Annotated in this window: 22 protein-coding genes, 4 tRNA genes and 1 pseudogene; 14 read left to right on the top strand and 13 right to left on the bottom strand. The window is 66.4% G+C overall.

Annotated elements, in window-relative coordinates; translation table 11 throughout:
• The first annotated feature begins 2 nt into the window (after positions 1–2).
• The 3 genes from AC07UK_RS32225 (at position 3) to AC07UK_RS32215 (ending at position 1,910) form a co-directional block, all read left to right on the top strand.
• Positions 3–78: transfer RNA gene (locus AC07UK_RS32225), tRNA-Gly, on the top strand.
• Positions 79–198: 120 nt separating this feature from the next.
• Positions 199–272, top strand: a tRNA-Cys gene (locus AC07UK_RS32220).
• 393 nt (positions 273–665) lie between these two features.
• Positions 666–1,910 (top strand): cation:proton antiporter domain-containing protein, encoded by a 1,245-nt coding sequence (locus AC07UK_RS32215; RefSeq protein WP_436222198.1) that lies wholly within the window; start codon positions 666–668, stop codon positions 1,908–1,910.
• 18 nt (positions 1,911–1,928) lie between these two features.
• Here AC07UK_RS32215 and AC07UK_RS32210 read toward each other — a convergent pair whose 3' ends face one another.
• Positions 1,929–2,858 carry a LysR family transcriptional regulator gene (locus AC07UK_RS32210; protein WP_013957350.1) on the bottom strand — a complete coding sequence of 310 codons (930 nt, stop codon included), beginning with the start codon at positions 2,856–2,858 and terminating at the stop codon, positions 1,929–1,931.
• A 98-nt stretch (positions 2,859–2,956) separates the two neighbouring features.
• Here AC07UK_RS32210 and AC07UK_RS32205 point away from each other — a divergent pair, with 98 nt between their 5' ends.
• Complete coding sequence (locus AC07UK_RS32205) at positions 2,957–4,051, top strand: YeiH family protein (protein ID WP_436222197.1); 1,095 nt, start codon at positions 2,957–2,959, stop codon at positions 4,049–4,051.
• A gap of 93 nt (positions 4,052–4,144) precedes the next feature.
• Here AC07UK_RS32205 and AC07UK_RS32200 read toward each other — a convergent pair.
• Positions 4,145–4,231: transfer RNA gene (locus AC07UK_RS32200), tRNA-Leu, on the bottom strand.
• Positions 4,232–4,392: 161 nt separating this feature from the next.
• Here AC07UK_RS32200 and AC07UK_RS32195 point away from each other — a divergent pair.
• From AC07UK_RS32195 to AC07UK_RS32185, 3 genes are all read left to right on the top strand, one after another.
• Entirely contained in the window at positions 4,393–4,740 is a 348-nt protein-coding gene (locus AC07UK_RS32195) for a hypothetical protein (protein ID WP_436222186.1), read from the top strand.
• A 276-nt stretch (positions 4,741–5,016) separates the two neighbouring features.
• Positions 5,017–5,310 (top strand): hypothetical protein, encoded by a 294-nt coding sequence (locus AC07UK_RS32190; RefSeq protein ID WP_436222185.1) that lies wholly within the window; start codon positions 5,017–5,019, stop codon positions 5,308–5,310.
• A 158-nt stretch (positions 5,311–5,468) separates the two neighbouring features.
• The gene (locus AC07UK_RS32185) at positions 5,469–5,876 is read left to right on the top strand and encodes a heme-binding protein (RefSeq protein WP_041228012.1); all 408 of its coding nucleotides are present in this window, start codon (positions 5,469–5,471) and stop codon (positions 5,874–5,876) included.
• Positions 5,877–6,148: 272 nt separating this feature from the next.
• On the opposite strand, the gene AC07UK_RS32180 is transcribed toward AC07UK_RS32185, so the two are convergent.
• The 4 genes from AC07UK_RS32180 to AC07UK_RS32165 all read right to left on the bottom strand — a co-directional run bounded on the left by AC07UK_RS32180 (position 6,149) and on the right by AC07UK_RS32165 (position 8,603).
• Entirely contained in the window at positions 6,149–6,478 is a 330-nt protein-coding gene (locus AC07UK_RS32180; RefSeq protein ID WP_211979955.1) for a hemin uptake protein HemP, read from the bottom strand.
• A gap of 239 nt (positions 6,479–6,717) precedes the next feature.
• A complete protein-coding gene (locus AC07UK_RS32175; RefSeq protein ID WP_013957344.1) occupies positions 6,718–7,131 on the bottom strand; it encodes an ExbD/TolR family protein in 414 nt (137 codons plus the stop codon).
• 21 nt (positions 7,132–7,152) lie between these two features.
• Positions 7,153–7,881: a MotA/TolQ/ExbB proton channel family protein gene (locus AC07UK_RS32170; RefSeq protein WP_013957343.1), complete on the bottom strand. Its 729-nt coding sequence runs from the start codon at positions 7,879–7,881 to the stop codon at positions 7,153–7,155.
• Positions 7,882–7,943: 62 nt separating this feature from the next.
• Positions 7,944–8,603, bottom strand: a complete 660-nt coding sequence (locus tag AC07UK_RS32165; protein WP_494687316.1) for an energy transducer TonB — start codon at positions 8,601–8,603, stop codon at positions 7,944–7,946.
• 486 nt (positions 8,604–9,089) lie between these two features.
• Here AC07UK_RS32165 and AC07UK_RS32160 point away from each other — a divergent pair, with 486 nt between their 5' ends.
• Positions 9,090–11,390, top strand: a complete 2,301-nt coding sequence (locus tag AC07UK_RS32160) for an AAA family ATPase (protein WP_436222182.1) — start codon at positions 9,090–9,092, stop codon at positions 11,388–11,390.
• A 15-nt stretch (positions 11,391–11,405) separates the two neighbouring features.
• Here the strand turns inward: AC07UK_RS32160 and murI are convergent, their stop codons facing one another.
• The 4 genes from murI to AC07UK_RS32140 all read right to left on the bottom strand — a co-directional run bounded on the left by murI (position 11,406) and on the right by AC07UK_RS32140 (position 15,653).
• Positions 11,406–12,215: a glutamate racemase gene (gene murI / locus AC07UK_RS32155; RefSeq protein WP_436222181.1), complete on the bottom strand. Its 810-nt coding sequence runs from the start codon at positions 12,213–12,215 to the stop codon at positions 11,406–11,408.
• Between the two features lie 95 nt (positions 12,216–12,310).
• A complete protein-coding gene (locus AC07UK_RS32150; protein WP_436222180.1) occupies positions 12,311–13,834 on the bottom strand; it encodes a fumarate hydratase in 1,524 nt (507 codons plus the stop codon).
• A 201-nt stretch (positions 13,835–14,035) separates the two neighbouring features.
• Positions 14,036–14,581 carry a TIGR00645 family protein gene (locus AC07UK_RS32145; protein ID WP_013957338.1) on the bottom strand — a complete coding sequence of 182 codons (546 nt, stop codon included), beginning with the start codon at positions 14,579–14,581 and terminating at the stop codon, positions 14,036–14,038.
• Between the two features lie 112 nt (positions 14,582–14,693).
• Positions 14,694–15,653, bottom strand: a complete 960-nt coding sequence (locus AC07UK_RS32140; protein ID WP_436222178.1) for a DMT family transporter — start codon at positions 15,651–15,653, stop codon at positions 14,694–14,696.
• A 284-nt stretch (positions 15,654–15,937) separates the two neighbouring features.
• Here AC07UK_RS32140 and acs point away from each other — a divergent pair, with 284 nt between their 5' ends.
• The 6 genes and pseudogenes from acs to AC07UK_RS32110 all read left to right on the top strand — a co-directional run bounded on the left by acs (position 15,938) and on the right by AC07UK_RS32110 (position 21,987).
• Entirely contained in the window at positions 15,938–17,920 is a 1,983-nt protein-coding gene (gene acs, locus AC07UK_RS32135; protein WP_436222177.1) for an acetate--CoA ligase, read from the top strand.
• Positions 17,921–18,020: 100 nt separating this feature from the next.
• Positions 18,021–20,072 (top strand): sodium:solute symporter family protein, encoded by a 2,052-nt coding sequence (locus AC07UK_RS32130; protein ID WP_436222176.1) that lies wholly within the window; start codon positions 18,021–18,023, stop codon positions 20,070–20,072.
• A gap of 85 nt (positions 20,073–20,157) precedes the next feature.
• Positions 20,158–20,248 (top strand) — tRNA-Ser (locus tag AC07UK_RS32125).
• 249 nt (positions 20,249–20,497) lie between these two features.
• Positions 20,498–20,692, top strand: a pseudogene (locus AC07UK_RS32120) (GNAT family N-acetyltransferase); the annotation flags it as partial.
• 119 nt (positions 20,693–20,811) lie between these two features.
• Positions 20,812–21,660: a D-amino acid aminotransferase gene (locus AC07UK_RS32115; protein WP_035818312.1), complete on the top strand. Its 849-nt coding sequence runs from the start codon at positions 20,812–20,814 to the stop codon at positions 21,658–21,660.
• Between the two features lie 51 nt (positions 21,661–21,711).
• The gene (locus AC07UK_RS32110) at positions 21,712–21,987 is read left to right on the top strand and encodes a hypothetical protein (protein ID WP_013957332.1); all 276 of its coding nucleotides are present in this window, start codon (positions 21,712–21,714) and stop codon (positions 21,985–21,987) included.
• Between the two features lie 15 nt (positions 21,988–22,002).
• Here the strand turns inward: AC07UK_RS32110 and yfiB are convergent, their stop codons facing one another.
• From yfiB to yfiR, 3 genes are read right to left on the bottom strand one after another with little or no spacing between them, the layout of a single operon-like run.
• Positions 22,003–22,524, bottom strand: coding sequence for an outer membrane lipoprotein YfiB (gene yfiB / locus AC07UK_RS32105; RefSeq protein WP_436222175.1), 522 nt, complete (start codon positions 22,522–22,524; stop codon positions 22,003–22,005).
• A gap of 8 nt (positions 22,525–22,532) precedes the next feature.
• Positions 22,533–23,798: a diguanylate cyclase DgcN/YfiN gene (dgcN, locus tag AC07UK_RS32100; RefSeq protein WP_436222174.1), complete on the bottom strand. Its 1,266-nt coding sequence runs from the start codon at positions 23,796–23,798 to the stop codon at positions 22,533–22,535.
• On the bottom strand, positions 23,795–24,394 hold the full coding sequence (yfiR, locus tag AC07UK_RS32095) for a regulatory sequestration protein YfiR (protein ID WP_436222173.1): 600 nt from the start codon (positions 24,392–24,394) through the stop codon (positions 23,795–23,797). The genes dgcN and yfiR overlap by 4 nt, the downstream gene beginning before the upstream one ends.
• Positions 24,395–24,456 lie beyond the last annotated feature (62 nt).

Below are 24,456 nucleotides of genomic sequence, written 5' to 3'. Positions count from 1 at the left end.
GTGCGGGAGTAGCTCAGTTGGTAGAGCGCAACCTTGCCAAGGTTGAGGTCGCGAGTTCGAGACTCGTCTCCCGCTCCAATCCCCAAAGGGAAGCACCGCTTCCCTTTTTGTTTGGGTTGAATCGCCGCAAGACATTGCCGGAAGCTGCGCTCCGGCAGCATCGGCTGAATGCGGATACAATCCAGCAGCACGTCACCTGGCGGGGTGGCAGAGTGGTTATGCAGCGGCCTGCAAAGCCGTGTACGCCGGTTCGATTCCGACCTCCGCCTCCAGTTGCATGCAGAACGGCGCCTCGCGGCGCCGTTTTTGTTTTCCGGGCCAGTTCCTCACCTCGCGTTCAGGCAAGCAGGCACCGGCTCGTCCGCCATCTCCGCGCCTCGGGCAGGTGGCGGGCATGTTACATTACTCCTGTCGTACGCTTTTCGGGGGGCTCCGCGTGATCGATAGCGGGGCCGCATGTCAATCGCCATCCCCGATCCGTGACGCGCCGCCGGCGTATCCGGGGCCGCTGCGGCACTTCCCGTTCTTCCCGTTCCGATGCTGCTGCCGATTGTTGCGGCGACTTTCCCGCGCTGACCGCTGGTGCGCGCCGGATGCGCTGTCGCGGTTGCCAGGGCAGGGAGCGGGTTAGCCGTTCAGCCCCTGACACGAGGAATCCCGCACGCATGCATCACGCCACCCCGCTTATCAGTACCATCGTCGGCGGTATCGTCCTGGCCTTTATACTTGGCGCCATCGCCAGCCGGCTGCGCCTGCCGCCGTTGATCGGCTACCTGTGCGCGGGCATCGTGGTCGGTCCGCATACGCCCGGCTATACCGCCGACCAGGCCCTGGCGCCGGAGTTGGCCGAGCTTGGCGTGATCCTGCTGATGTTCGGCGTGGGACTGCACTTTTCGATCAAGGACCTGATGGCGGTCAAGCGCATCGCCATTCCGGGGGCGGTGGTGCAGATTGGCATCGCCACGCTGATGGGCATGCTGGTGGCCTGGGGCTTCGGCTGGTCATGGGGGCAGGGGCTGGTGTACGGGCTGGCGCTGTCGGTGGCCAGCACTGTGGTGCTGCTCAAGGCCTTGCAGGAGCGCGACCTGGTGGAGTCGCCGCAGGGCCGCATCGCGGTCGGCTGGCTGATCGTGGAAGACCTGGCGATGGTGCTGGCCCTGGTGCTGCTGCCAGCGATGGCAGGTCTGCTGGCGGCTTCCGGCGTAACCTCGGGCGAAACATCGGGCGAGGCCGCGCCGGCTACCGGCGACGTGGTGCTCGCGATCTTCGCGACGCTGGGCAAGGTGGCCGCCTTCGTCGCGGTGATGCTGGTGATCGGCCGGCGCTTTATCCCGTGGATGCTGGAGCGCATCGTCTGGACCGGCAACCGCGAGATGTTCCGCCTGGGCGTGCTGGCAACGGCGCTGGGCGTGGCCTACGGCGCCTACGCGCTCTTTGGCGTCTCGTTCGCGCTGGGCGCGTTCTTTGCCGGCATGGTGCTGGCGGAGTCCGAGTTCAGCCATCGTGCGGCTGAAGAGTCGCTGCCGCTGCGCGATGCCTTCGCCGTGCTTTTCTTCGTATCCGTGGGCATGCTGTTCGACCCGATGGTGCTGGTCAACGACCCGTGGGGCGTGCTGGCGACGGTGTTTATCATCGTGGTGGGCAAGTCGCTGGCGGCGCTGGCCATCGTGCGTGCTTTCGGGCATTCCGGGCAGACCGGCATGACCATTGCCGTGAGCCTGGCGCAGATCGGCGAGTTCTCGTTCATTCTCGCCAGCCTTGGCGTCTACCTGAAGATCCTGCCCGAGCGCGGCCAGGCGCTGATCCTGGCCGGGGCGCTGCTGTCGATCATGCTCAATCCGGTGCTGTTCCACCTGCTCGACCTGTACACGGCGCGGCGCAATCGCGGCACGGATCCGCAGCCGGCCTGACCGGAGCCCAGGTGCGGCTCAGCCGCCGATCCGCGGCGCCATGGTGCGCAGATATTCGGTAAAGGCCAGCAGCCCCTGGGTCGGGAACTTGTCCTGGTGCACCACCAGCTGCAGCGGCCGAACGATGCGTGGCAGGCCATCGCGGATCGCCACCAGCGTGCCGCGTTCCAGTTCGTCGCGCACCACATGCAGCGACAGGCAGCTGACGCCGAAGCCGCTCATCACGGCACGCTTGATGGCTTCGGCGTTGCCCAGCTCCAGCGCGAAGCGCAACTCGCCCAGCAGCGGCACCAGCCGTTCCTCGATGACCTCACGCGTGCCCGAGCCGGGCTCGCGCACGATCCACTCGGCATCGCGCAGCGCCACCAGGTCATGCGGCACGGCCGCAAGCGGATGCGAGGGGCCGACCACCACCACCATCTCGTCATCGCACCAGCGCACGCTGCGCAGGTCGCGCTCATGGCTGGCGCCTTCGACCAGGCCGATATCGGCGTCGAACTGCAGCAAAGATTGCAGCACTTCGCGGGTATTGCCGATGCGCAGGTCCAGCGTGCACGGTCCGCTGCGCGAATGGCGGAAGCCCGCCAGCAGCGGCGGCAGGATGTAGCTGCCAATGGTATTGCTGGCCGCGATGCGCAGCTGCACGCCGGTCTGGGTGGCAAAGCGCTCCAGTTCCTGGGCCTGGTCCAGCAGCGACAGCGCGCGCGGGAAAAACTGGCGTCCGGTCTCGTTGATGCTGAGCCGGCGGGCCACGCGGTCAAACAGCGGGCTGTCGAGCGCGCGCTCCAGCTCGGCCAGCGAGGCGCTGACGGCCGACTGCGACATTGCGAGTGCCTGCGCCGCCGCCATGGTGCTGCCATGCTGGGCCACGGCGACGAAGACGGACAGCTGGCGCAGCGTCAGGCGCAGGGGGCGGTGTTCAGGCCGCGGGTCGGGGCGGTGGTTCATATCGATATAATCAATAACGCATAACGATATTACCCGTTTTACGGGTTAGCGGGGTGCCAGTACGCTTGAGTCACTAAAGAACACGACCCGAGCCTGCCATGTCCTCCGTCTCCGCCCCCCGCACCACCCCGGCCGCCGCGCCGGCATTGCCGCCGCCGTGGTCGCAGCGTCTGCTGACGCTGGTCCCGCTGGGCGGCATTGCCTGGCTGGCGATTGCGCTGGCCGAGCATCCGGCCGTGGCGCGCTACGGGCTCAGCGCGCTGACGCTGGCCATGTGCGCCGGCATGGTCGCGGCCAATACGCTGCCGCGCCACTGGCTGGCGCCGCTGGCACCCGGCATGCAGGTCGCACGCCACTACCTGCTGCGCCTGGGCGTGGCGCTGTACGGTCTGCGGCTGACCTTTGCCTCGATCGTCGCGCTGGGCCTGCCGGGCATCGTGGTGCCGCTGACCATGCTGGTGGCCACGCTGCTGTTCGGCACCTGGGTGGGTACGAGGTTCTTCGGCCTGAGCCGCCGCGAAGCGATCCTGGTCAGCTCCGGCAGCGCCATCTGCGGTGCCGCCGCGGCCATCGCCGTATCGTCGGTGGTGCGCACCGACGACAAGCAGACCGCCGTGGCGGTGGCGACGGTGGTGCTGTTCGGCACCGTCGGCATGCTGCTTTATCCCTATCTGTACGAACTGGCGACCGGCCACTGGCACTGGGCCGTCAGCGAGCGCATGTTCGGTATTTTCACCGGCGCGACGCTGCACGAGGTGGCCCAGGTGATCGCCGCCGGCAAGATGATCAGCGAGCCGACCGCCGACGCTGCCGTGGTGGCCAAGATGGTGCGCGTGCTGGCGTTGGGTCCGCTGCTGCTGGTGATGGCGCTGTGGCCGCAGGGCGGTGCGCAAGCGGAGCAAGGCACTGCCGGCGGCAGCCGCCTGCGTGGGATCCTGAAGTCGGTGCCGTGGTTCGCGGTGGGGTTTGTCGCAGTGATGGCGGTCAACTCGGCCGGCACCGTGCCCACTGCCTGGAAGGCGCCGCTGATCGCGCTGGACAACTGGCTGCTGGCCTGCGCGATGCTGGCGATCGGCCTGCACACCCGCATCGGCGACCTGATGCGCGCCGGACGCAAGCCGCTGGCGCTGGCCGGTTTGCTGTTCGTGTTCCTGATGGGGGTGGGTGCGCTGATGTGCTACGCGATGGCCTGACGCGCGCGGACCTGAAGGCATCAGAAGAGGGGGGCGATGGCCCCCTTTTTTTGTTTGGGGCCGGTAGCGGAAGGGGTGGGCGGCTGTACGCCCTGGTGCGGCCGACGGGACTCGAACCCGTAAGCCTGGAAAGGCGGCAGATTTTAAGTCTGCTGAGTCTACCAATTTCTCCACGGCCGCACGGCAAGCCCGGTATTGTGGTGGCTCCGCATCCCGGATGCAAGCGCGAAAAAGTGACGCCACTGTTACGGCTGGTAACAATGTCGACCTCGCCGTTGCACCTGGAAAATTCCGAAGCCCTACAATACGGAGTAAGAGAAATCTCACTTTGAGAGGCGGATATGAAACGTTGGTGGCTCGCAGCATTCGGTGTCGCAGCCGGGCTTGCTTCTGGGGCCGCAATGGCCCATGTGAGCGTCGGCGTGGCAATTGGGGTGCCGGGCGTAGTGGTTGGCGCACCGGCCTACTATCCGCCAGCCCCGGCTTACTATGCACCGCCGCCTGTCGTGGTGGCGCCTGCGCCGGTCTATTACGGCCCGCCGCCGGTGGTGGTACGTCCGCGTCCGGTCTATTACGGTCCTGGCTACTACGGCCCGCCGCGTTATTACGGCGGCCACCGCGGCTACTATGGCCCGCCGGGATACCATCGTGGCCATGGTCATGGTCACGGCCGTTGGCGCGACGACTGATCGTCGTTCGATCTACGCAAGCTTTTTGAAAGAGAAGGGGCCCTCCGGGGGCCCCTTCCTTTTTCCTGCCGCACTGCGACATGAGGCGCTGGAGCCAGTTCCCGGAAATTCGCCCCCTTGCTGAGAGTAGTCAAATTATTTGAACAGACTGCTCAAAGCATCACCTCTATCGATATCAGGGTTTCCCCCTAAACTGTTATCGTGACATCGTGATGACGGCGCCCCAAAGTGCTGCACGGTGCCTCCGCCAACCAAAGAATAGCAAGGGGAATATCCATGAAGATCACACAAGCCGTTGCTGCCGTCGCAGCGCTGGCCGCGCTGGGCGCGCTTTCCACCTCCGCATTTGCCGCCGTCGGCAAGGTCGATCCATACCTGGACGGCTCCAGGGTCGGCAAGACGGACCCGTACACCGATGGTGCCAAGATGGGCAAGGTGGATCCGTTCACCGACGGTGCCCGCCTCGGCAAGCCTGATCCGTTCACCGATGGCGCGCGCATCGGCAAGCCCGATCCGTTTACCGACGGCGCACGCATGGGCAAGCCGGATCCGTTCACGGATGGCGCCTGAATCGCTGTAGTCCGTGCATGATGAATGGCCCGCTGAACGCGGGCCATTCTTGTTTTTGCCCGTGCCCCGGCGCACCGCAACGGGGCGCCTGTCATGACGATGGCCGGGGCGCGGCGCTATACTTCGGCCTCAACCAAATGAATGACCAGGAGAGTGGCATGCAGCAAAAGACGGTTCTGACGGCAGACGACGTGAAGAAGATCATGGCCGCAGCGGAAACCGAGGCAAAGAATCATCAATGGGCCGTGTCGATCGTCGTGGTGGACGATGGCGGCCATATGCTGGCGATGCAGCGCCTGGATGGTGCCGCGCCGATCTCGGCCTACATTGCCGGCGAGAAAGCCCGCACCTCGTCGCTGGGCCGTCGTGAGTCGAAGGTCTACGAAGACATGATCAACAACGGCCGCTACTCGTTCATGACGGCGCCGGTGCTGCAAGGCATGCTGGAGGGCGGCGTGCCCATCGTCTGCAACGATCAGGTGGTCGGTGCCGTGGGCGTGTCGGGCGTGAAGTCGACCGAAGACGCGCAGATCGCGCGTGCCGGCATCGCTGCGCTGGGCCTGTAAAGCCCTGCGCCGACCACTGTGCCGGCGCATGAAAATGCCCCGCAGGCATGGCCTGCGGGGCGGCATAAAAGAGGGCATGGCTGGGTACGGCCGGTCCGGCGTGGGGTCTGAATCCCGCCCGCGACACCAGTACCTGGCTACTGCCCAACACCTCGTTCCGAGGTGGTCCCCACAAAAGTCTTTACTGCCACGTACGTGGCACCCGCGCCCAACGCGGGTCTCGATCGCTTCCCTCTGGCTTCAACCTTGCGGTATCGCGCCCCAGGGCCGCGTCATTTCGTCAGGATCAGCTTGCCGTAGCGCGTGACGCGCAGCGTGTAGACCTCACCGTTGTGCAGGATCGGCAGGGTGCTGGCGCCGTGCATGATGGCGTCCAGGGCCACCGGCTCGCCGGCAGGTGCCGGCGACAGGCTGTCACGCACCAGTGCCTCCAGCCGGGCGGGCAGGGCCGCCACCGCGGACTTCACGGATGCGATGGTCGACGGTGCTGCCTTCGCGCTGGCCTCGCGGCGCGGTTGCGCGGCGACCTCGACGCGGCGCAGCGACAGCCGGCGGCGGGTGACTTCACGCGGTTGCGACAGCGGCAGGGAAAGTGTGCTCATCTTCTGGCTCCGTTCTGCAATAAGGGCGCGCCGGTCACGGCGCAGTCGATGGAAGGATCTTAAATGAGAATTGTTATCATTACAATAGCTTCCGACCAAGATTCGCGGAACGACCATGAGCGGCGGGGAAGGGCCGCGGAGACGACGCAGCGCACGCTGGTCGCATGAATCGGCGGCATCAACGGCAAAGGGCACCCTGAGGTGCCCTTTGTCGTTCCGGAGCGCCTGGTGGCGCCCGCTTACTGCTTGGGTTCGGTGATAAAGCCGATCTTGCCCAGGCCGCCGTGCTGCGCGGCGGCCATGACCTCGGCCACGCGCTCGTAGCGCACCTCGCGGTCCGCGCGCAGGTGCAGCTCAGGCTGCGGCTGCTGCTGCGCGGCCAGCGCGATATTGCTTTCCAGCGTGGCCTGGTCCACTTCCACCTGGTTCCAGAAGACCTTGCCACTGGCGTCGATCGAGACGTTGATGCTCTGCGGCTTCGGGTCGTTCGGGGTGTTGGTGGCGCGCGGCAGGTCGATCTTCACCGCGTGGTTGATCACGGGGATGGTGATGATGAAGATGATCAGCAGCACCAGCATGACGTCGACCAGCGGCGTCATGTTGATCTCGCTCATCACCTCGTCGTCGTCGCTGTCGAGAGTACCGAATGCCATGATGACTTCCTTGCTAGCGGTTTAGCGCTGTGCCGCGGCCAGGCGCACGGTGCCGTCTTCGGTTCGGGCGCCGGTGGGGCGCACGCGCGCGCCGGTGACGAAGTAGGCGTGCAGGTCGTGGGCAAAGCGGTTGAGCTTCGAGATCACCGACTTGTTGCCGCGGGTAAGGGCGTTATAGCCCAGCACGGCGGGAATCGCCACGGCCAGGCCAAAGGCGGTCATGATCAGCGCCTCGCCCACGGGGCCGGCAACCTTGTCGATGGTCGGCACGCCCGAGGCGCCGATGCCGATCAGCGCGTGGTAGATGCCCCACACGGTGCCGAACAGGCCGACGAACGGTGCGGTCGAGCCCACCGAGGCCAGCACTGCCAGACCCGACTGCATGTGTGCCACCGAATCATCGATGGAGCTCTTGAGCGAGCGGGTCAGCCAGTCGGAGATGTCCATCACGTCGTGCAGTTGCGGCTGGCTGGCGCGATGATGCTGGGCGGCTTCCTTGCCGGCGATGGCCAGCGTGCGGAACGGGTTGGCATCGCTGGCGCCCAGGGTTTCGAGCGCGTGGTCGAAATCGTCCGAGTGCCAGAAGCGCTTTTCCGCGCCGTGCGCCATCTTCTTCAGGCGCACCAGATCCCACGCCTTGGTAAGGATCACGATCCATGAGGCGAGCGACATGATCAGCAGAATGATCGCGGTCGCACGCATGACGAAGTCGCCTTGCGTCCAGAGGTGGGAGAGTCCGAGGTCCTGCATGTGTTGGTTCCTGGTGAGTTCGCTTGGTTTAGGTCAGATCAGAGATCGGAAATCTGGGGCGGTCAGTTCAGTTCGAAGCCGATCGGCTGCTGCGCCGTGACGGCGACGGCGCGGCCGTTGTCCAGGTAAGGCTTGCAGCGCATGGACTGCACCGCTTCCACCGCGGCCTGGTCCAGGCGCGACGAACCGCTCGAGGATACGACGGAAGTCTTCACGACCTTGCCGCTTTCGTCGGTGGTCAGGCGCACCACGGCCTTGCCGGTCTCGCCCATGCGGCGTGACTGGGAAGGATACTTCGGTTGCGGCGGCGTGCACTGGATTTCGCCGATGCCGACTGCGCGCGGCGCGGCGGATACCGGTGCCGGAGCGAGCTCAGCGGCCGGTGCCGGGGGTGCCGGCGGCGCGGGCGGGGCCTCGGGCGCGTTCGGCGTCGGAGGCAGGTTGGCTACCGGCTGCGGGGTTGGCTTGGGCTGCGGCGGGGTGGGCTTGGGCGTGGTCACCTTCACCTGCTTGGGCGGGGTTTCCTGCTTGGGCTTGGGTTTGGGCGGCTCCGGCGGGGCTTCCTGCTTGGGAGGCTCCAGCGGGATGATGCGCGCGACGATTTCCGGCGAGATCACCGCCTCGGTCAGCTTGCGGCCCAGGCCGCTTTGGATCAGGTAGAGCAGGCCGACGTGGAACAGCAGTACGGCGAGCGTAATCTTGAGGAAGCGTTGGTCGAACATGTGTCAACAACAAAAGTCTGCCAGCGGCGGCACCGCAGCGGCGCTGTGCGCCGTCACTTGCGATAAAACAGGATCAGCGAGATGCCGCAACCGACCAGCAGGCTAAGCAGCAATTCCATGATAAACGCTCCTTCAACTGGGTTGCCGTGGGAGCGCCACTCTGGGGCAGCGTGTCAGCTGGCCAGTATAAACGATAATGATTCTTATTTGTTGTGATTTGTGCGTCGCAACTGGAATTTTCTGCCCCGGCACGTTATACCGGCAAGTCCAAGCAGCATTTCGGGAGGTGATGTAGTGGTGCTCGCGCGCTGACGCGCTCTGGCACTTTGCTGCGCTTCGGTGCCCCAGGCCACAATCGCCGGCGCCCGTTGCGCACGGGGATGCGCGGTTGGCACCAAAGCGCGCTAGCATAGGAAGAAACTGCAGACGTGGCGGTGCGCCGGTCGCGGCCCCGCCATCGCGCACAGCGCGCTCGGGGACCCGTCCATGGACTTCACACGTTTTGCTGAAGATGACCGATCGACGATTCTGCGCTCCATGCCTGGCACATCGTCCAGCTCAGCATTGGACTGGATGTGCGCCCAGTTTGCCCTGCGCGTGGTCTGCGCACTGGGCCCGCGCTTCAACCTGCGCAGCAATATCAACGATGTCCTGACCGTCAGCGCGCAGGAGATGGTCTGGCCGTACGGCGTGGTGCTGCGCGTGCAGCGCTTCCTGGCCGCGCGCTGCGCCGACATGCCCGCGTGGAAGGGCACCGCCCGCCTGACCCCTGAGGAATTCCTGGACCGCCACGGCCAGTGGAACAGCGCATTTGATGAAAGCGCGCTGTTCTATTACCTGGACGAGTACGTCAAGCACCACGCCAAGGACATGTTCGCCGTGTTCGACGCTTCGGCAGCTGCCATCGCCCAGCGGCTGGAAGGCGAGCGCGTGCTGCTGGTGCGCAATATCGACATGCTCAGCCGTGTGCTGGACCTGCCCGAGCACGAGCGCAAGCTGCTGCTGTACGCGGCGCTGGCCAAGTACAAGCGCGACCTGCGCGCGGTGATGGTCGACTGCAAGGTGGCGCACAGCCAGGAAGCGTTCCAGATCCTGGCCGGGCTGACCGGCGCCGGCGCGGCCGACGTTGCCGCCTCGCTGCGGCCCGGCTCGCGGCTGGAGACGCTGAACCTGATCGAGCAGCCGCTGCCGGAAAACAGCGTGACCGACCTGGGCGACCTGATGCGGCTGTCCGACCGGCTGCTGCACGTGCTGCTGGGCAATTACGCCAACGAGGCCGAGATGATGGCGGTCTTCACCCGCCCGGCCGCGCCGCCCACGCTGACCACCGCCGACTATCCCCATGTCGAGACCGACGCGCGCTACCTGTGCGCGCTGCTGAGCAATGCCACGCGCCAGCACGCCAGCGGCGTCAACGTGCTGATCTATGGCCCGCCCGGCACCGGCAAGACCGAGTTTGCGCGGCTGCTCGCGCGCGAGGCGGGCTGCGAGCTGTACGAAGTCGATTGCCTGGACCGCGACGGCAACAGCCTGTCGGGCAAGGACCGCTACCGCTCGCTGCAGGTGTCGCAGGCCTTCCTGCGCGGGCGTGCCCATACCGCGCTGCTGTTCGACGAGGTGGAAGACGTCTTCCCCGGCAGCGCTCGCGAGCTGATGAGCCTGTTCGGCCAGGAAGACACGCGCGCCTCGGTCAACGGCAAGGCCTGGGTCAACCAGACGCTCGAGCAGAACCCGGTGCCGGTGATCTGGATCTCCAACTCGATCCGGCAGATCGACCCGGCCTACCTGCGCCGTTTCCAGTTCCACCTGGAGCTGAAGATCCCGCCGCCGCTGGTGCGCGAGAACATCATCCGCAAGCACCTGGGCGGGCTGGATGTCAGCGACGCCTTTATCACCGGGCTGGCCGGGCGCAAGACGCTGACGCCGGCACAGGTGCAGTCGGCCGCGCGCTTCGTCGAGCTGGCACGGCCCGACGTGGAAGAGCCGGTGGAAGCGCTGATCCTGCGCCAGCTGGAACACGCCGACCGCGCCATGGGGCTGCGCCCCGAGGCCGAGGCGCGGCCGGTGGTCACGCACTACCGGCTGGAGAACCTGCACCTGGAAACCCGCTACGAGGTGGTCAAGATCGTCGACGCGCTGCGCGTGCGCCAGCGCGGCACGCTGTGCTTCTACGGCCCGCCCGGCACCGGCAAGACCGCGCTGGCCGAGCATATCGCGGCCGAGCTGGACCTGCCGCTGATGATCCGCCGCGCCTCCGACCTGATGAGCAAATATGTGGGCGAGACCGAGCAGCAGATCGCCGCCATGTTTGCGCGCGCCGAAGAGGATGGGGCGGTGCTGCTGCTGGACGAGGCCGACAGCTTCATGCAGAGCCGCCAGCAGGCGGTGCGCAACTATGAGATCTCCGAGGTCAACGAGATGCTGCAGGGCATGGAGCGCTTCAACGGCATCTTTATCTGCACCACCAACCTGTTCGACCGCATCGACGAGGCCGCGCTGCGCCGCTTCTCGTTCAAGATCCGCTTCCTGGCGCTCAAGCCCGCGCAGCGCGTGGCGATGTTTGTCGACGAGGCGCTTGACGGCGACGCCGCCGGCCTGACCGACAGCATGCGCCGTGAGCTGGATATGATGGATTGCCTGACGCCGGGCGACTTCGCCACGGTCAAGCGCCAGTGCGTGCTGTTGGGCGAGGCGCTGATGCCGGATGAATTCCTGGCGCAGCTGCGCCAGGAGCATGCCATCAAGCCCGAGGTGCGGGAGCACCGGCCGCTGGGCTTTCTGCAGTAGGGAAGAAGGCGCCGGCTAGAACGCTGGCGCCGGTTCGATTACCACCGTCTCCGCATCGGCTTGCACCTGCAGCAGCGTGGCTGCCATGGCACGCAGGTGCGCGGCGTCCTTGGTGGAGGCAAAGCGGTCGTGCGGCACGGCATCGGGCGCGGCGGCCATGCCGTGCTCAGCGAGTTTGCGCGCGAGCTGGCGCGCAATCGCGCTGCCGGTGTCTACCAGCGCCAGCTGGTCGCCCACCATCGCGCGGATGGTGCCGGAGAGGAAAGGGTAGTGGGTGCAGCCCAGCACCAGCGTGTCGGCGCCGGCTTCGAGCATGGGCGTGAGGTAGGCATCGAGGCGCTCGCGCACGGCGGGGCCGTCGACATCGCCTTGCTCGATCAGCGACACCAGGCCAAGGCCGGCTTCGCAGATAAAACGGCTTTCGCCATCCAGCGACGCCAGCAGCCGCGCGAACTTGGCGCTCCTGAGCGTATTGGCGGTCGCCAGCACGCCCACCACTTTGCTGCGGCTGGCCGCGGCGGCCGGCTTCAGGCCCGGTTCCACGCCGATGATCGGAAGCGGCAGTTGCTTGCGCAGCAGCTCCACGGCATGGCCGGTGGCCGTGTTGCAGGCGATCACTAGCGCCTTGCAGCCCTGGGCGATCAGCCATTCGCAGGCCTGCAGGGTGCGCGCTTCGACAAACTTCTCGGGCTTCTCGCCGTACGGCGCGTATTTCGAATCGGCCAGGTACAGCAGCGATTCATGCGGCAGCAGTGCGCGGATCTCGCGCAGCACGGACAGGCCGCCGAGGCCGGAATCGAAGACGCCGATAGGTGCGGGGTTCACGGGAGGGGAGGGCAACAGAAAATTGGGCAGAAAAAAGCCGGGTCGGAACCCGGCTTTCTTCGAGCGCGACGGCAGATTCTACCGCGTTGCCTTGCTTACAGCGCGGCGACCGGGATCTTGCCGATCTTGGCTTGCCATTCGGCCGGGCCAGTCTTGTGCACCGAGGTGCCTTCGCTGTCCACCGCAACCGTCACCGGCATGTCCTTGACGTCGAACTCGTAGATCGCTTCCATGCCGAGGTCTTCGAAGCCGACCACCTTGGCCTCCTTGATCGCCTTGGCCACCAGGTAGGCGGCGCCGCCCACGGCCATCAGGTAGGCCGACTTGTGCTTCTTGATGGCCTCGATCGCCACCGGGCCGCGCTCGGCCTTGCCGATCATCGAGATCAGGCCGGTTTCGGCCAGCATCATCTCGGTGAACTTGTCCATGCGCGTGGCGGTGGTGGGGCCGGCCGGGCCAACGGCCTCGTCGCGCACCGGATCGACCGGGCCGACGTAGTAGATCACGCGGTTCTTGAAGTCCACCGGCAGCTTCTCGCCCTTGGCCAGCATGTCGGCGATGCGCTTGTGCGCGGCGTCGCGGCCGGTCAGCATCTTGCCGTTGAGCAGCAGGGTCTGGCCCGGCTTCCACGAGGCGACTTCTTCCGGCGTCAGCGTGTTCAGGTCGACGCGCTTGGAGGTCTCGGTGTTCGGGGCCCACTCGACCTTCGGCCATTGCGACAGGTCAGGCGCTTCCAGCCTGGCCGGGCCGCTGCCGTCCAGCGTGAAGTGCACGTGGCGGGTGGCGGCGCAGTTGGGGATCATCGCGACCGGCTTGGACGCGGCGTGCGTCGGGCAGGCCATGATCTTGACGTCCAGCACGGTGGCCAGGCCGCCCAGGCCTTGCGCGCCGATGCCGAGCGCGTTGACCTTCTCGTACAGCTCGACGCGCAGTTCCTCAACCCAGTCCTTCGGGCCGCGGGCGATGATGTCCTGGATGTCGATGGACTCCATCAGTGATTCCTTGGCCATCACCATGGCCTTCTCGGCGGTGCCGCCGATGCCGATGCCCAGCATGCCCGGCGGGCACCAGCCGGCGCCCATGGTCGGCACGGTCTTCAGCACCCAGTCGACGATCGAATCGGACGGGTTCAGCATCACGAACTTGGACTTGTTCTCCGAGCCGCCGCCCTTGGCCGCGACCTGGATGTCGACGGTGTTGCCCGGCACCACTTCGTAGTGGATCACGGCCGGGGTGTTGTCCTTGGTGTTCTTGCGGCCGCCTTCGGGCGGGCTGACGATCGACGCGCGCAGCACGTTGTCGGGGTGCGTGTAGCCGCGGCGCACACCCTCGTTGATCATGTCGGTCAGGCCCATGGTGGCGCCATCCCAGCGCACGTCCATGCCCACCTTGACGAAGACCGTGACGATGCCGGTGTCCTGGCAGATCGGGCGCTTGCCCTCTGCGCACATGCGGCTGTTGGTCAGGATCTGCGCAATCGCGTCCTTGGCCGCCGGGCTCTGCTCCAGCTCATAGGCGCGGCCCAGGCTGGTGATGTAGTCCATCGGGTGGTAGTAGCTGATGTACTGCAGGGAGTCGGCGACGCTCTGGATGAGGTCTTCTTGCTTGATGACAGTCATTTTGTGGGGGTGGGCAGCGGTGAAACACAGCCGCAAATCATACACTGAGCCGCGGCGGTCTGCCCGGCTGCATACATCCGTCCACAGCCGATAATGTGCGGCAAACGCCGCTAGTTGCGTGGGGGCGGGCCCAAAAGCAAAAACCGCGGCACATGGCCGCGGTCTGGCTGGGACTAGGTGTCCGATGGCGCGTTAATGTGATTAATGCTTATCATGTGCGCCGACCGGATGCGTCACCATCCGATCCACCCAGGCCATGGCGACCGCCGACAGCAGGAAGGCAATATGGATGGCCACCTGCCACATGATGGTATGCGTCGTGCGCTGCTCGGCATCGATGAAGGTCTTGAGCAGGTGGATTGACGAAATCCCGATCAGCGCCATCGACAGCTTGACCTTGAGCACGCCGGCGTTGACGTGGTCCAGCCATTCCGGCTCGTCCGGGTGGTTGTCGATGCCCAGTCGCGACACGAAGGTCTCATAGCCGCCCACGATCACCATGATCAGCAGGTTGGAAATCATCACCACGTCAATCAGGCCCAGCACCACCAGCATGATCTTGCTCTCGTCGAACTCGGTCACATGCGCCAGCAGGTGCCAGACTTCGACCAGGAAGTGGTAGACATAGACGCCCTGGGCAACGATCAGGCCCAGGTAAAGCGGCAACTGCAGCCAGCGCGACGCGAAGATGATGCTCGGGATCGGCCGCAGGGTCTGCGGCTTGGCGGTGATGGGATTGGAGGCCATGGGCGGGCGGTGTCGGCGAGTTGAAAATCGGCGTGGATTGTACCAAGCGCCGATGACCGGACGGCGTTACCGACCGTAACCGAATACCGTTACCGTTCGTCGCCGGCGTGGCTCAACCCGCGGCGCCAGGATCGGCGCCGGCCGCCTTGCCGCGCCACGCGCCGCGCGCGATCCGCCCCGGCCAGCTGGCCAGCACGATCCCGGCCAGCACGCACGCCAGCGCCACCCCATGCGGCCAGCCCGGCTGCTCGCCCAGGAAGACGATGCCGTAGGTGGCAGCCGCCACCGGCAGCACCGAGGTGAACACCCCCGCCAGCTGCGCCGGCACATGGCGGATGCCCTTCATCCACAGCCAGAACGAGAACACGCTGGCCGAGAGCGCGTACCACAGCAGCATCAGCCAGGTCTGCGCCGGCACCGTGGCGGCATCGAAGCTCAGCAGCGGGACCAGCCCCAGCGGCAGCATCAGCAGCCCGCCGATCAGGTGCGTGTAGGCGCAGATCTCGATCGCGGCCAGGGTCTGCGTGAGCCGGCGAGACAGGATTACGTAGATCGACTCGCACACCACCGCGCCCATGATCATCAGGTTGCCCAGCCATGCCTGGCTGCCGCTGCCGGCACCGTGCGCATCGCCCCGGGCGATGTTCAGCACCGCGATGCCGGTCATCGCCAGCAGCACCGACGCCACCGTGCGCCGCGACAGCCGCTCGCGCAGCAGCAGCCACGACAGGATCGCCACGGTGGCGGGGATGGTGCTGGTGATCACGCCGGCAGCCATGGCGCTGGTCAGCCGCACGCCATTGAGCATCAGCAGCGTAAACAGGAAGGTGCCGAAGAACGCCTGCAGGAACAGGTTCAGCCATTCCCCGCGCGAGACCCGGCGCATGCGCGCGGGCCGGTACCACGGCGCCAGGCAGACGATGGCGATGACAAAGCGCAGCAGCGCGAACAGCAGCACCGGCACATGCGCGATGATCGATTTGCCGAGTCCGACATTGCTGCCGACCAGCGCCATCGAGGCGATCAGGAAGAGGGCGTAGACCGGGGAGAATGCTGAAGGATTGGCGGGCACGGGTACGGCCTTGGTCGTCCGGCAGGGCGCCGCGGCGCTTTGGCGCGGCAGATGCTGAGCCGGCGGGAGCGGCAAGGGTAAGCGCCGCATTCAGGTATGGAACTCGCGGCATTATAGCTGTGCTAGCCTAATGGAGAAGGCTGCACTTTCGCAACGCGTGCGGGGACTTTTCCCGCTGCATTGCAACAAGTTGCAGGCACACCCCCAGGCCCACCGTCAGGTTTAAGTAAGCCGTCGGGCGTAACTTGGCAGCCAAAGCCATTCCAAAATCAGGAGACAAGCCTATGTCCGCCATCGAATCGGTGATGCAAGAGCATCGCGTGTTCAACCCGCCTGAAGGCTTCGCCAGCCAGGCCGCGATCCCCAGCATGGAGGCCTACCAGGCGCTGTGCGACGAAGCCGAGCGCGACTATGAAGGCTTCTGGGCGCGCCATGCGCGCGAGTTGCTGCACTGGACCAAGCCCTTCACCAAGGTGCTGGACGAAAGCAACGCACCGTTCTACAAGTGGTTCGAAGACGGCGAGCTCAACGCCTCTTACAACTGCCTGGACCGCAATCTGCAGAACGGCAATGCGGACAAGGTCGCGATCGTGTTCGAGGCCGACGACGGCACCGTGACCCGCGTCACCTACCGCGAGCTGCACGGCAAGGTGTGCCGCTTTGCCAACGGCCTGAAGGCGCTCGGCATCAAGAAGGGCGACCGCGTGGTGATCTACATGCCGATGTCGGTCGAAGGCGTGGTCGCGATGCAGGCCTGCGCGCGCCTGGGCGCCACGCACTCGGTCGTGTTCGGCGGCTTCTCGGCCAAGTCGCTGCAGGAGCGGCTGGTGGACGTGGGCGCGGTGGCGCTGATTACCGCCGACGAGCAGATGCGCGGCGGCAAGGCCCTGCCGCTGAAGGCGATTGCCGACGATGCGCTGGCGCTGGGCGGCTGCGAGGCCGTCAGGAACGTGATCGTCTACCGCCGCACTGGCGGCAAGGTTGCCTGGACCGAAGGCCGCGACCGCTGGATGGAAGATGTCAGCGCCGGCCAGCCGGATACCTGCGAGGCCGAGCCGGTCAGCGCTGAACACCCGCTGTTCGTGCTCTACACGTCCGGCTCCACCGGCAAGCCCAAGGGCGTGCAGCACAGCACCGGCGGTTACCTGCTGTGGGCGCTGATGACGATGAAGTGGAGCTTCGACATCAAGCCCGACGACCTGTTCTGGTGTACCGCCGACATCGGCTGGGTCACCGGCCACACCTATATCGCCTACGGCCCGCTCGCCGCCGGCGCCACCCAGGTGGTGTTCGAGGGCGTGCCGACCTACCCGAACGCCGGCCGCTTCTGGGACATGATCGCGCGCCACAAGGTCAGCATCTTCTACACCGCGCCGACCGCGATCCGCTCGCTGATCAAGGCCGCCGAGGCCGACGACAAGATCCACCCGAAGCAATACGACCTGTCCAGCCTGCGCCTGCTGGGCACCGTGGGCGAGCCGATCAATCCGGAAGCGTGGATGTGGTACTACAAGAACATCGGCAACGAGCGCTGCCCGATCGTCGACACCTTCTGGCAGACCGAGACCGGCGGCCACATGATCACGCCGCTGCCGGGCGCGACGCCGCTGGTGCCGGGCTCGTGCACGCTGCCGCTGCCGGGCATCATGGCCGCCATCGTCGACGAGACCGGCCATGACGTGCCCAACGGCAACGGCGGCATCCTGGTGGTCAAGCGCCCGTGGCCGGCCATGATCCGCACCATCTGGGGCGATCCGGAGCGCTTCAGGAAGAGCTACTTCCCCGAAGAGCTCGGCGGCAAGCTCTACCTGGCCGGCGATGGCTCGATCCGCGACAAGGACACCGGCTACTTCACCATCATGGGCCGCATCGACGACGTGCTGAACGTGTCGGGCCACCGCATGGGCACGATGGAGATCGAGTCGGCGCTCGTGGCCAACCCGCTGGTGGCCGAAGCGGCCGTGGTGGGCCGCCCCGACGACATGACCGGCGAAGCCATCTGCGCCTTCGTCGTGCTCAAGCGTTCGCGCCCGACTGGCGAAGAGGCCGTCAAGATTGCCACTGAGCTGCGCAACTGGGTCGGCAAGGAGATCGGTCCGATCGCCAAGCCCAAGGACATCCGCTTCGGCGACAACCTGCCCAAGACGCGCTCGGGCAAGATCATGCGGCGCCTGCTGCGGTCGCTGGCCAAGGGTGAGGAGATCACGCAGGACACCTCGACGCTGGAGAATCCGGCCATCCTGGAGCAACTCAAGCAGGCGCAGTGATCGTCTAGCTTCGGCCCGATCGAGCCCTTGAACCCGCCGCCGCGTTCCCGCGCCGGCGGGTTTGTTACGATAGCCCCCCACCGACCACGGACCGTCCCCCATGCCTGAAGCCCAGTCGCGCTTTCGCCGACGGTTGCTGCTGTACTACGGCCTGTTCACGCTGGGGTTGTTCGGCTTCGTCGGCATGATGGGGCTGCTGGAACGCTCCAATGCCGATGCGCTGTGGCTCGGCTACGTCTTCCTCTTCATCACCATCGCGATCTATGCCTGCATCGGGCTGATCTGCCGCACCTCTGACCTGAACGAGTATTACGTAGCCTCGCGGCGCGTGCCGGCGCTGTTCAACGGCATGGCGATTGCCGCCGACTGGATGAGCGCGGCGTCCTTCATCGGCCTGGCCGGCATCCTCTTTGCCTCGGGCTACGAAGGGCTGGCCTATGTGATGGGCTGGACCGGCGGCTATTGCCTGGTGGCCTTCCTGCTGGCGCCGTACCTGCGCAAGTACGGCGGCTACACCATTCCAGATTTCCTCGCAGCGCGCTACGGCAACGGCAAGCCGGGCGGCAACCTGCCAGTGCGCGCGATCGCGGTGCTGGCGGCCTCGCTCTGCTCCTTCGTCTACCTGGTGGCGCAGATCCAGGGCGTGGGGCTGGTGGTGACGCGCTTTATCGGCGTGGAGTTTGCCGTCGGCATCTTCTTCGGGCTGGCCGGCATCCTGGTGTGTTCGTTCCTTGGCGGCATGCGCGCGGTCACATGGACGCAGGTGGCGCAGTACATCATGATGATCGTGGCCTTCCTGGTCACGGTATCGATGATCGCCTGGAAGCATCACCACGAAGCGCTGCCGCAGCTCAGCTACGGCACGCTGCTGTCGCAACTCGACGCGCGCGAGCAGCAGCTGGAGCGCGAGCCGGCCGAGCAGGCTGTGCGCGAGTACTACCGGCAGCAGGCCATCCTGCTGCAGGAGCGCATCGCCCGGCTGCCCGATTCCTTTGCCCAGGAGCGCGACGCGCTCGACGCGCGCCTGCAGGACCTGCGCACGCGCAACGCCCCGCTGCGCGAGATCAAGTCGCTGGAGCGCGAACGGCTGGAATTCCCGCGCGACCCCGCGGCGGCACAGCGGCAGTGGAACCAGCAGCGGGCCGACGCACTGGCCCGCAGCCGCCATTCGCTGTCATCGACCGAGCCCTATCCCGCGGCATCGGAGCAGGAACGCAAGACCAAGCGGCTGAATTTTGTCTTGCTGGTGTTCTGCCTGATGGTCGGCACCGCCAGCCTGCCGCACATCCTGACGCGGCTCTACACCACGCCGTCGGTCAAGGAAACGCGCAACTCCGTGGCCTGGGCCGTGTTCTTCATCGCCTTGCTGTACGTGTCCGCGCCCACGCTGGCTGCGCTGGTGAAATACGAGTTCTTCCAGCACCTGGTGGGCACCTCCTACGCCGAATTGCCGCAGTGGGTGGTGCAATGGCGCAAGGTCGATCCACCGGTGTTCGGCATCCGCGATGTCAACGGCGACGGCATCGTGCAATGGGCCGAGATCCTGCTCCAGCCCGACATGATCGTGCTGGCCGCCCCGGAAATCGCCGGCCTGCCATACGTGATCTCCGGCCTGATCGCCGCCGGCGCCCTGGCCGCGGCGCTGTCCACTGCCGACGGCCTGCTGCTGACCATCGCCAATGCGCTCTCGCACGACGTCTTCTATCACATGGTCGACCGCCAGGCGAGCCACCAGCGCCGCGTCACCACTGCCAAGATCGTGTTGCTGGGTGTGGCGCTTTTTGCCTCTTACGTCACATCGCTGCGCCCAGGCAATATCCTGTTCCTGGTCGGCGCCGCGTTCTCGCTGGCCGCCTCCAGTTTCTTCCCGGTACTGGTGCTCGGCATCTTCTGGCGCCGCACCACCGCCGCCGGCGCCGTCGCCGGCATGGCCGCCGGGCTGGGCATGGCGGTCTACTACATCATCGTCAACTACCCGTTCTTCACCCGCATGACCGGCATTTTCGGCAACCGCTGGTTCGGCGTCGACCCGATCGCCTCCGGCGCCTTCGGCGTGCCGGCCGGCTTCGCCGTGGCCATCATCGTCAGCCTGCTGACGCCACGCAATGCGCCGGTGATCGACCGGCTGGTGAGCTACCTGCGCAAGGGATAGGGCGGATGGGGTTGTCAAGTAAGGCGAGATACGGCGACGAAGCACTGGATTCGCCAGGCAACTCTGCTATAATCTCGGACTTCCCGGAGAGATGGATGAGTGGTTTAAGTCGCACGCCTGGAAAGCGTGTATAGGTTAATAGCCTATCGGGGGTTCGAATCCCCCTCTCTCCGCCAGAACACTGTGCAAAGCTAAGCCGCCCGTTTGGGCGGCTTTTTGTTTCCAGTCCCTGGTAACTCCGTGATGCCTGATGGGCTCAAAGAAAAGCCCTCGGCCAGGGTAGGCGAGGGCTGAAGTAGTGGTGGGCGAGTCGCGGGATCGCCCGTGAGGATGGTCGTATAGGACCTTGTATCGCGCATCCCTCTAAATAGAGGTGTTGCCGCAGGGCGACATGGCCATGCCCGTCACCGCCACGAAGGCATGGTCTGCTGGCCCATGCCGAAGGCGAGATTGCCAGAGCCGGGCATCGCGAGGCGAGGCTGGAGACGGACACGTTCAACGTGCAAAGCCGCGCGTTCTACCGGCGCCATGGTTATGCCGAGATCGATTTCTATCCCGATGAGAGCTGGGACAGCGGCTTTACGACTGTGCTGTTGTCGAAAGCGCTGCCGCCAGCCTGAGCCTGCGCGCCGGCGCCGACATGGCACGGGTAGCCAGCCTCATGCGCAAATTGCATGAACCTGCCTGCCTGCCCGTGAAAGAATGAGGCATCTCTTTCGAATCTCTGGCACTTGCCCCCATGTCCGACCCCATCGTCCACCTCAACGGCACCCTGACCCCCCTCTCCGAAGCCCGCATCCCCGTCCTCGATCGCGGCTTCATCTTTGGCGATGGCATCTACGAAGTCATCCCTTACTACAACGGCAAGCCATTCCGCGGGGACCAGCATCTGGCCCGCCTGCACCGCAGCCTGGAGGGCATCGGAATTCCCGATCCGTACAGCGCCGGGCAGTGGCTGGAGCTGGTCGGCGAGGTGGTCCAGGCAAACGGCCTGTCGGACCAGCTGGTCTACATCCAGGTGTCGCGCGGCGTCGCCAAGCGCACGCATGCGTTTCCGAAGGAGGTCGTGCCGACGGTGCTGATCATGACCAATCCGATGGCGTTGCCGTCGGCGCAGATGCTTGAGCAGGGCGTGGCGTGCGTGACGATGGAGGACCGGCGCTGGCTGAACTGCCAGATCAAGTCGACGTCGCTGCTGGGCAACGTGCTGGCGGCGCAGCATGCGGTGGAGCACGGCGTGATCGAAGCGATCCAGTTCCGGGATGGCTGGCTGACCGAGGCGTCGGCGTCCAATGTGTGGGTGGTGCGTGATGGCCGCGTGATGGCGCCGCCCAAGGACAACCTGATCCTGGAAGGCATCCGCTACGGGTTCATGGAAGAGGTCTGTGCCGCGATGGGGATTGCGCTGGAGGCGCGCCGCATCGCGAAGGAAGAGGTGTTCGCCGCCGATGAGGTGCTGCTGTCGTCGGCCAGCAAGGAGCTGCTGCCGGTGGTGACCATCGATGGCCGCGCCATTGGCAAGGGCGTGCCGGGGCCGGTCTTTGCGCGGCTTTACGCTGCATACCAGGCTGCCAAGGCTGCGCTTTGAGCTGATTTGCGTGCGTGCTAGGATGCCTCGGGAATCATCGAGGAGTCAGCCATGGCCAAGCGTGAGCGTGGCCGGCGTGCCCTGCAGGACGAGGTTAGCCGGCGCATCCAGCAAATCTATGAAATCGGCGAGGACGGCGCCAAGGTCCGGGTGCCGGCGCCGGTGCCGCACGCGCGCGACGCCCGCGGGCGCAACTGGAACATGACGGGCTTCGGCAATGCGTCCGGCTACGAGGCCAGCATCCGTGCGGTGGTGGACAAGGTGCGCGACGAGTTCGACCTGAGCGAAGCGCCGGAGAACCGCGCGCCCAACCCGTTCGGGGACTGAAGCGCGACCGCCGCCCTAGTCGACCGATACGATGATGGCGACGCGCCGGTTCTCGCTGCGTCCGGCGGCGGTGCGGTTGTCGGCCACCGGGCGGCTCTTGCCCCGTCCGCGAACTTCGATGTTTTCCGGCGCAAAGCCGGCGCCCGCCAGCAGCCTTGCCACGGCTTCGGCGCGCCGCACTGACAGCGACTGGTTGTATTCGGCCGAGCCCGCGTCGTCGGTGTGGCCATCCACGCGCAGGCGCTCGATGCCCGCGCCCTTCAGCGCCCGCCCGAGGCGCTGCACATTGGCGGCGCGCTCAGCGTCGATCAGGTCCTCATTGAATCCGAACAGCAGCTTGTCTGACAGGCCGAGTTCCCAGCCTTCATCGGTCAGCGCGAAGCCTTCCTGCTTCAGCACCGCGACCTGGGCCGGAGACAGCCCGGTGGCTGGCGGCGCGGTCTGGCAGCCGGCCAGCGACAGCCCCGCCAGCACGACGGCGGCGAGCCAGAGTTTCCACAGGGACTTCCAGCAGGGCAGGGTCGGGCGCTCGGGCATGGGGGTTCTCACTGCGTGACGTCCAGGCGCGGCTCGGCACTTTGCCAGGTGCCGCCGGAGCGCCGCTTGGCGCCGTACATGGCGGCGTCGGCCGCGTGCAGCAGCGCCTGGCTGCCTTGTGCGTGGACCGGGAAAACGGCGAGGCCGATGCTGAGCGACGCCTGCACCGTGCTGCCGTCGGGCAGGTCGATCGGGGCGGACATCGCCTGCAGGATATGCTCGGCGATATGGATGGCGTCGCGCGGCGCGCGCAGCGCTGCGGCCAGCACGGCGAATTCGTCGCCGCCGATGCGTGCCACGGTGTCGCTGGCGCGCAGGCTGGTGCGGATGCGCCGGGCCACGGCCACCAGCACGGCGTCGCCGGCAGCATGACCGTGGCGGTCGTTGATGTTCTTGAAATCGTCACTGTCCAGGTACAGCACGGCCGCGTATTCGTCGTTGGCCGCGGCATGGCGTACGGCGTGCTCCAGCGCTTCGACGAAGGCGGCGCGGTTGAGCAGGCCGGTCAGTGCATCGTGGTTGGCGCGGTGGGCGAGCGAGCGGTTCTCGTGCTGCATCTGGTTCTGCCAGGTCTGCAGTTCGTCCAGCAGGCCGTTGAAGTCTTCGCTGAGGGCATTGAGTTCCGCGATGCTGGCCGGCGGCGTGCGCTGCGCGAAATCGCGTTTGGAGCGCACCGCGTGCGCCACGCGCATCAGGTTGCGCAGCGGCTCGACGATCTGCACCAGCAGCCGGCTGGCCAGGTAGTGGGCGCCGACGGCGGTCAGCAGCAGGCAGCCAAGCAGGCCGAGCGCGCCCTGCAGCAGGAAATGCAACAGGTTGCGGGGGTCGCCACTGACGCGCAGCATGCCGACCGGTTGCGTCTGGTGCAGGATCGGTTGTTCCACGACGCCCATGCTCAGCCACTCGCTCAGCACGTGGCGCAAGCCGGTCAGTGGCGCCTGGCCGGGGCGCTGCCATTCGGCCAGCACGTGGTTGTCGTGGTCGTAGACGGTGGCGCGCGCGATGTCCTCGGATGCGGCGATGGCCGCCAGCGTCTCGCCGGTGGCCGCCTGGTCGCGGAATACGACCGGCGCTTCCAGCGTGTAGGCGATCGAGCGGGCCACCAGCCGCACGTTGTGTTCGGCATAGACGCGCAGTGCGGTCAGGCCAAGGGCGGTCAGCGAGACCCCGGCAGTGAATACCGCGATCAGCGCCACGCCCAGGTGGATCCGGCGCAGCACGCTGTAGAGGGTAGGGCGGGCGCCGTTGCCGCGCGCCGGCTGGTGCGCGCTCATGACGGCGCTCCCTTGCGGCGGCCCAGCTGCAGCACGCCGGGGTGCACGTGCACGCCGCTGCGCGCGAGCGTGTCGAGGTTGACGCGGAACGAGACCTGCTGGTCGCGGATGTTCAGGCAGAACATGCTGCCGACCTCGCACTCGAAGTCTTCTTCGGCGATCACCAGTACCGGGCGGCCGGTCAGTTCGCCCGACAGGCGCTTGCGGCGGGCTTCGTTCATGGCGCCGACATAGAGGGCATCGCAGGCCGGATGCAGCATGTCGGCCAGCACGTCGACCTGGCGCGTGCGCACCGACCGGCCGTTGGCGAGCATGCCGCCTTCCATCAGCCGTGCGGAGTAGCGGCTGGTGCTGTCCACGCACAGCCGCACGGGGTCGCGCTCGACCGGCCAGCGTGCATACCCCAGCAGGCTGAAGACCACGCGCGCGACCAGGTCGGTGCGCTGCGGCGCGGGCTGCGCCGTCACCGCCGGCGGCAGCATGGCTGGCAGCACCGCCAGCGTCACGGCGAGCAGGGCCGGCAGGGCGCGGCGCAGCAGCGGGGGACGTCGGGCGGAATCGGCACCGGGAAGGGCGCTGGCTGGGGCAGGTGCCATGGTCTGGGGCAGGAGGTTCGGTACGGAGTGGCGGGCTGGCCGCAGCCGCGGTTATTGTCCGG

It is taken from the genome of Cupriavidus sp. GW821-FHT07C08 (assembly GCF_059419025.1).
The sequence above is the reverse complement of the archived record's forward strand: the minus strand, read 5'-3'. Positions and strand labels throughout refer to the sequence as shown.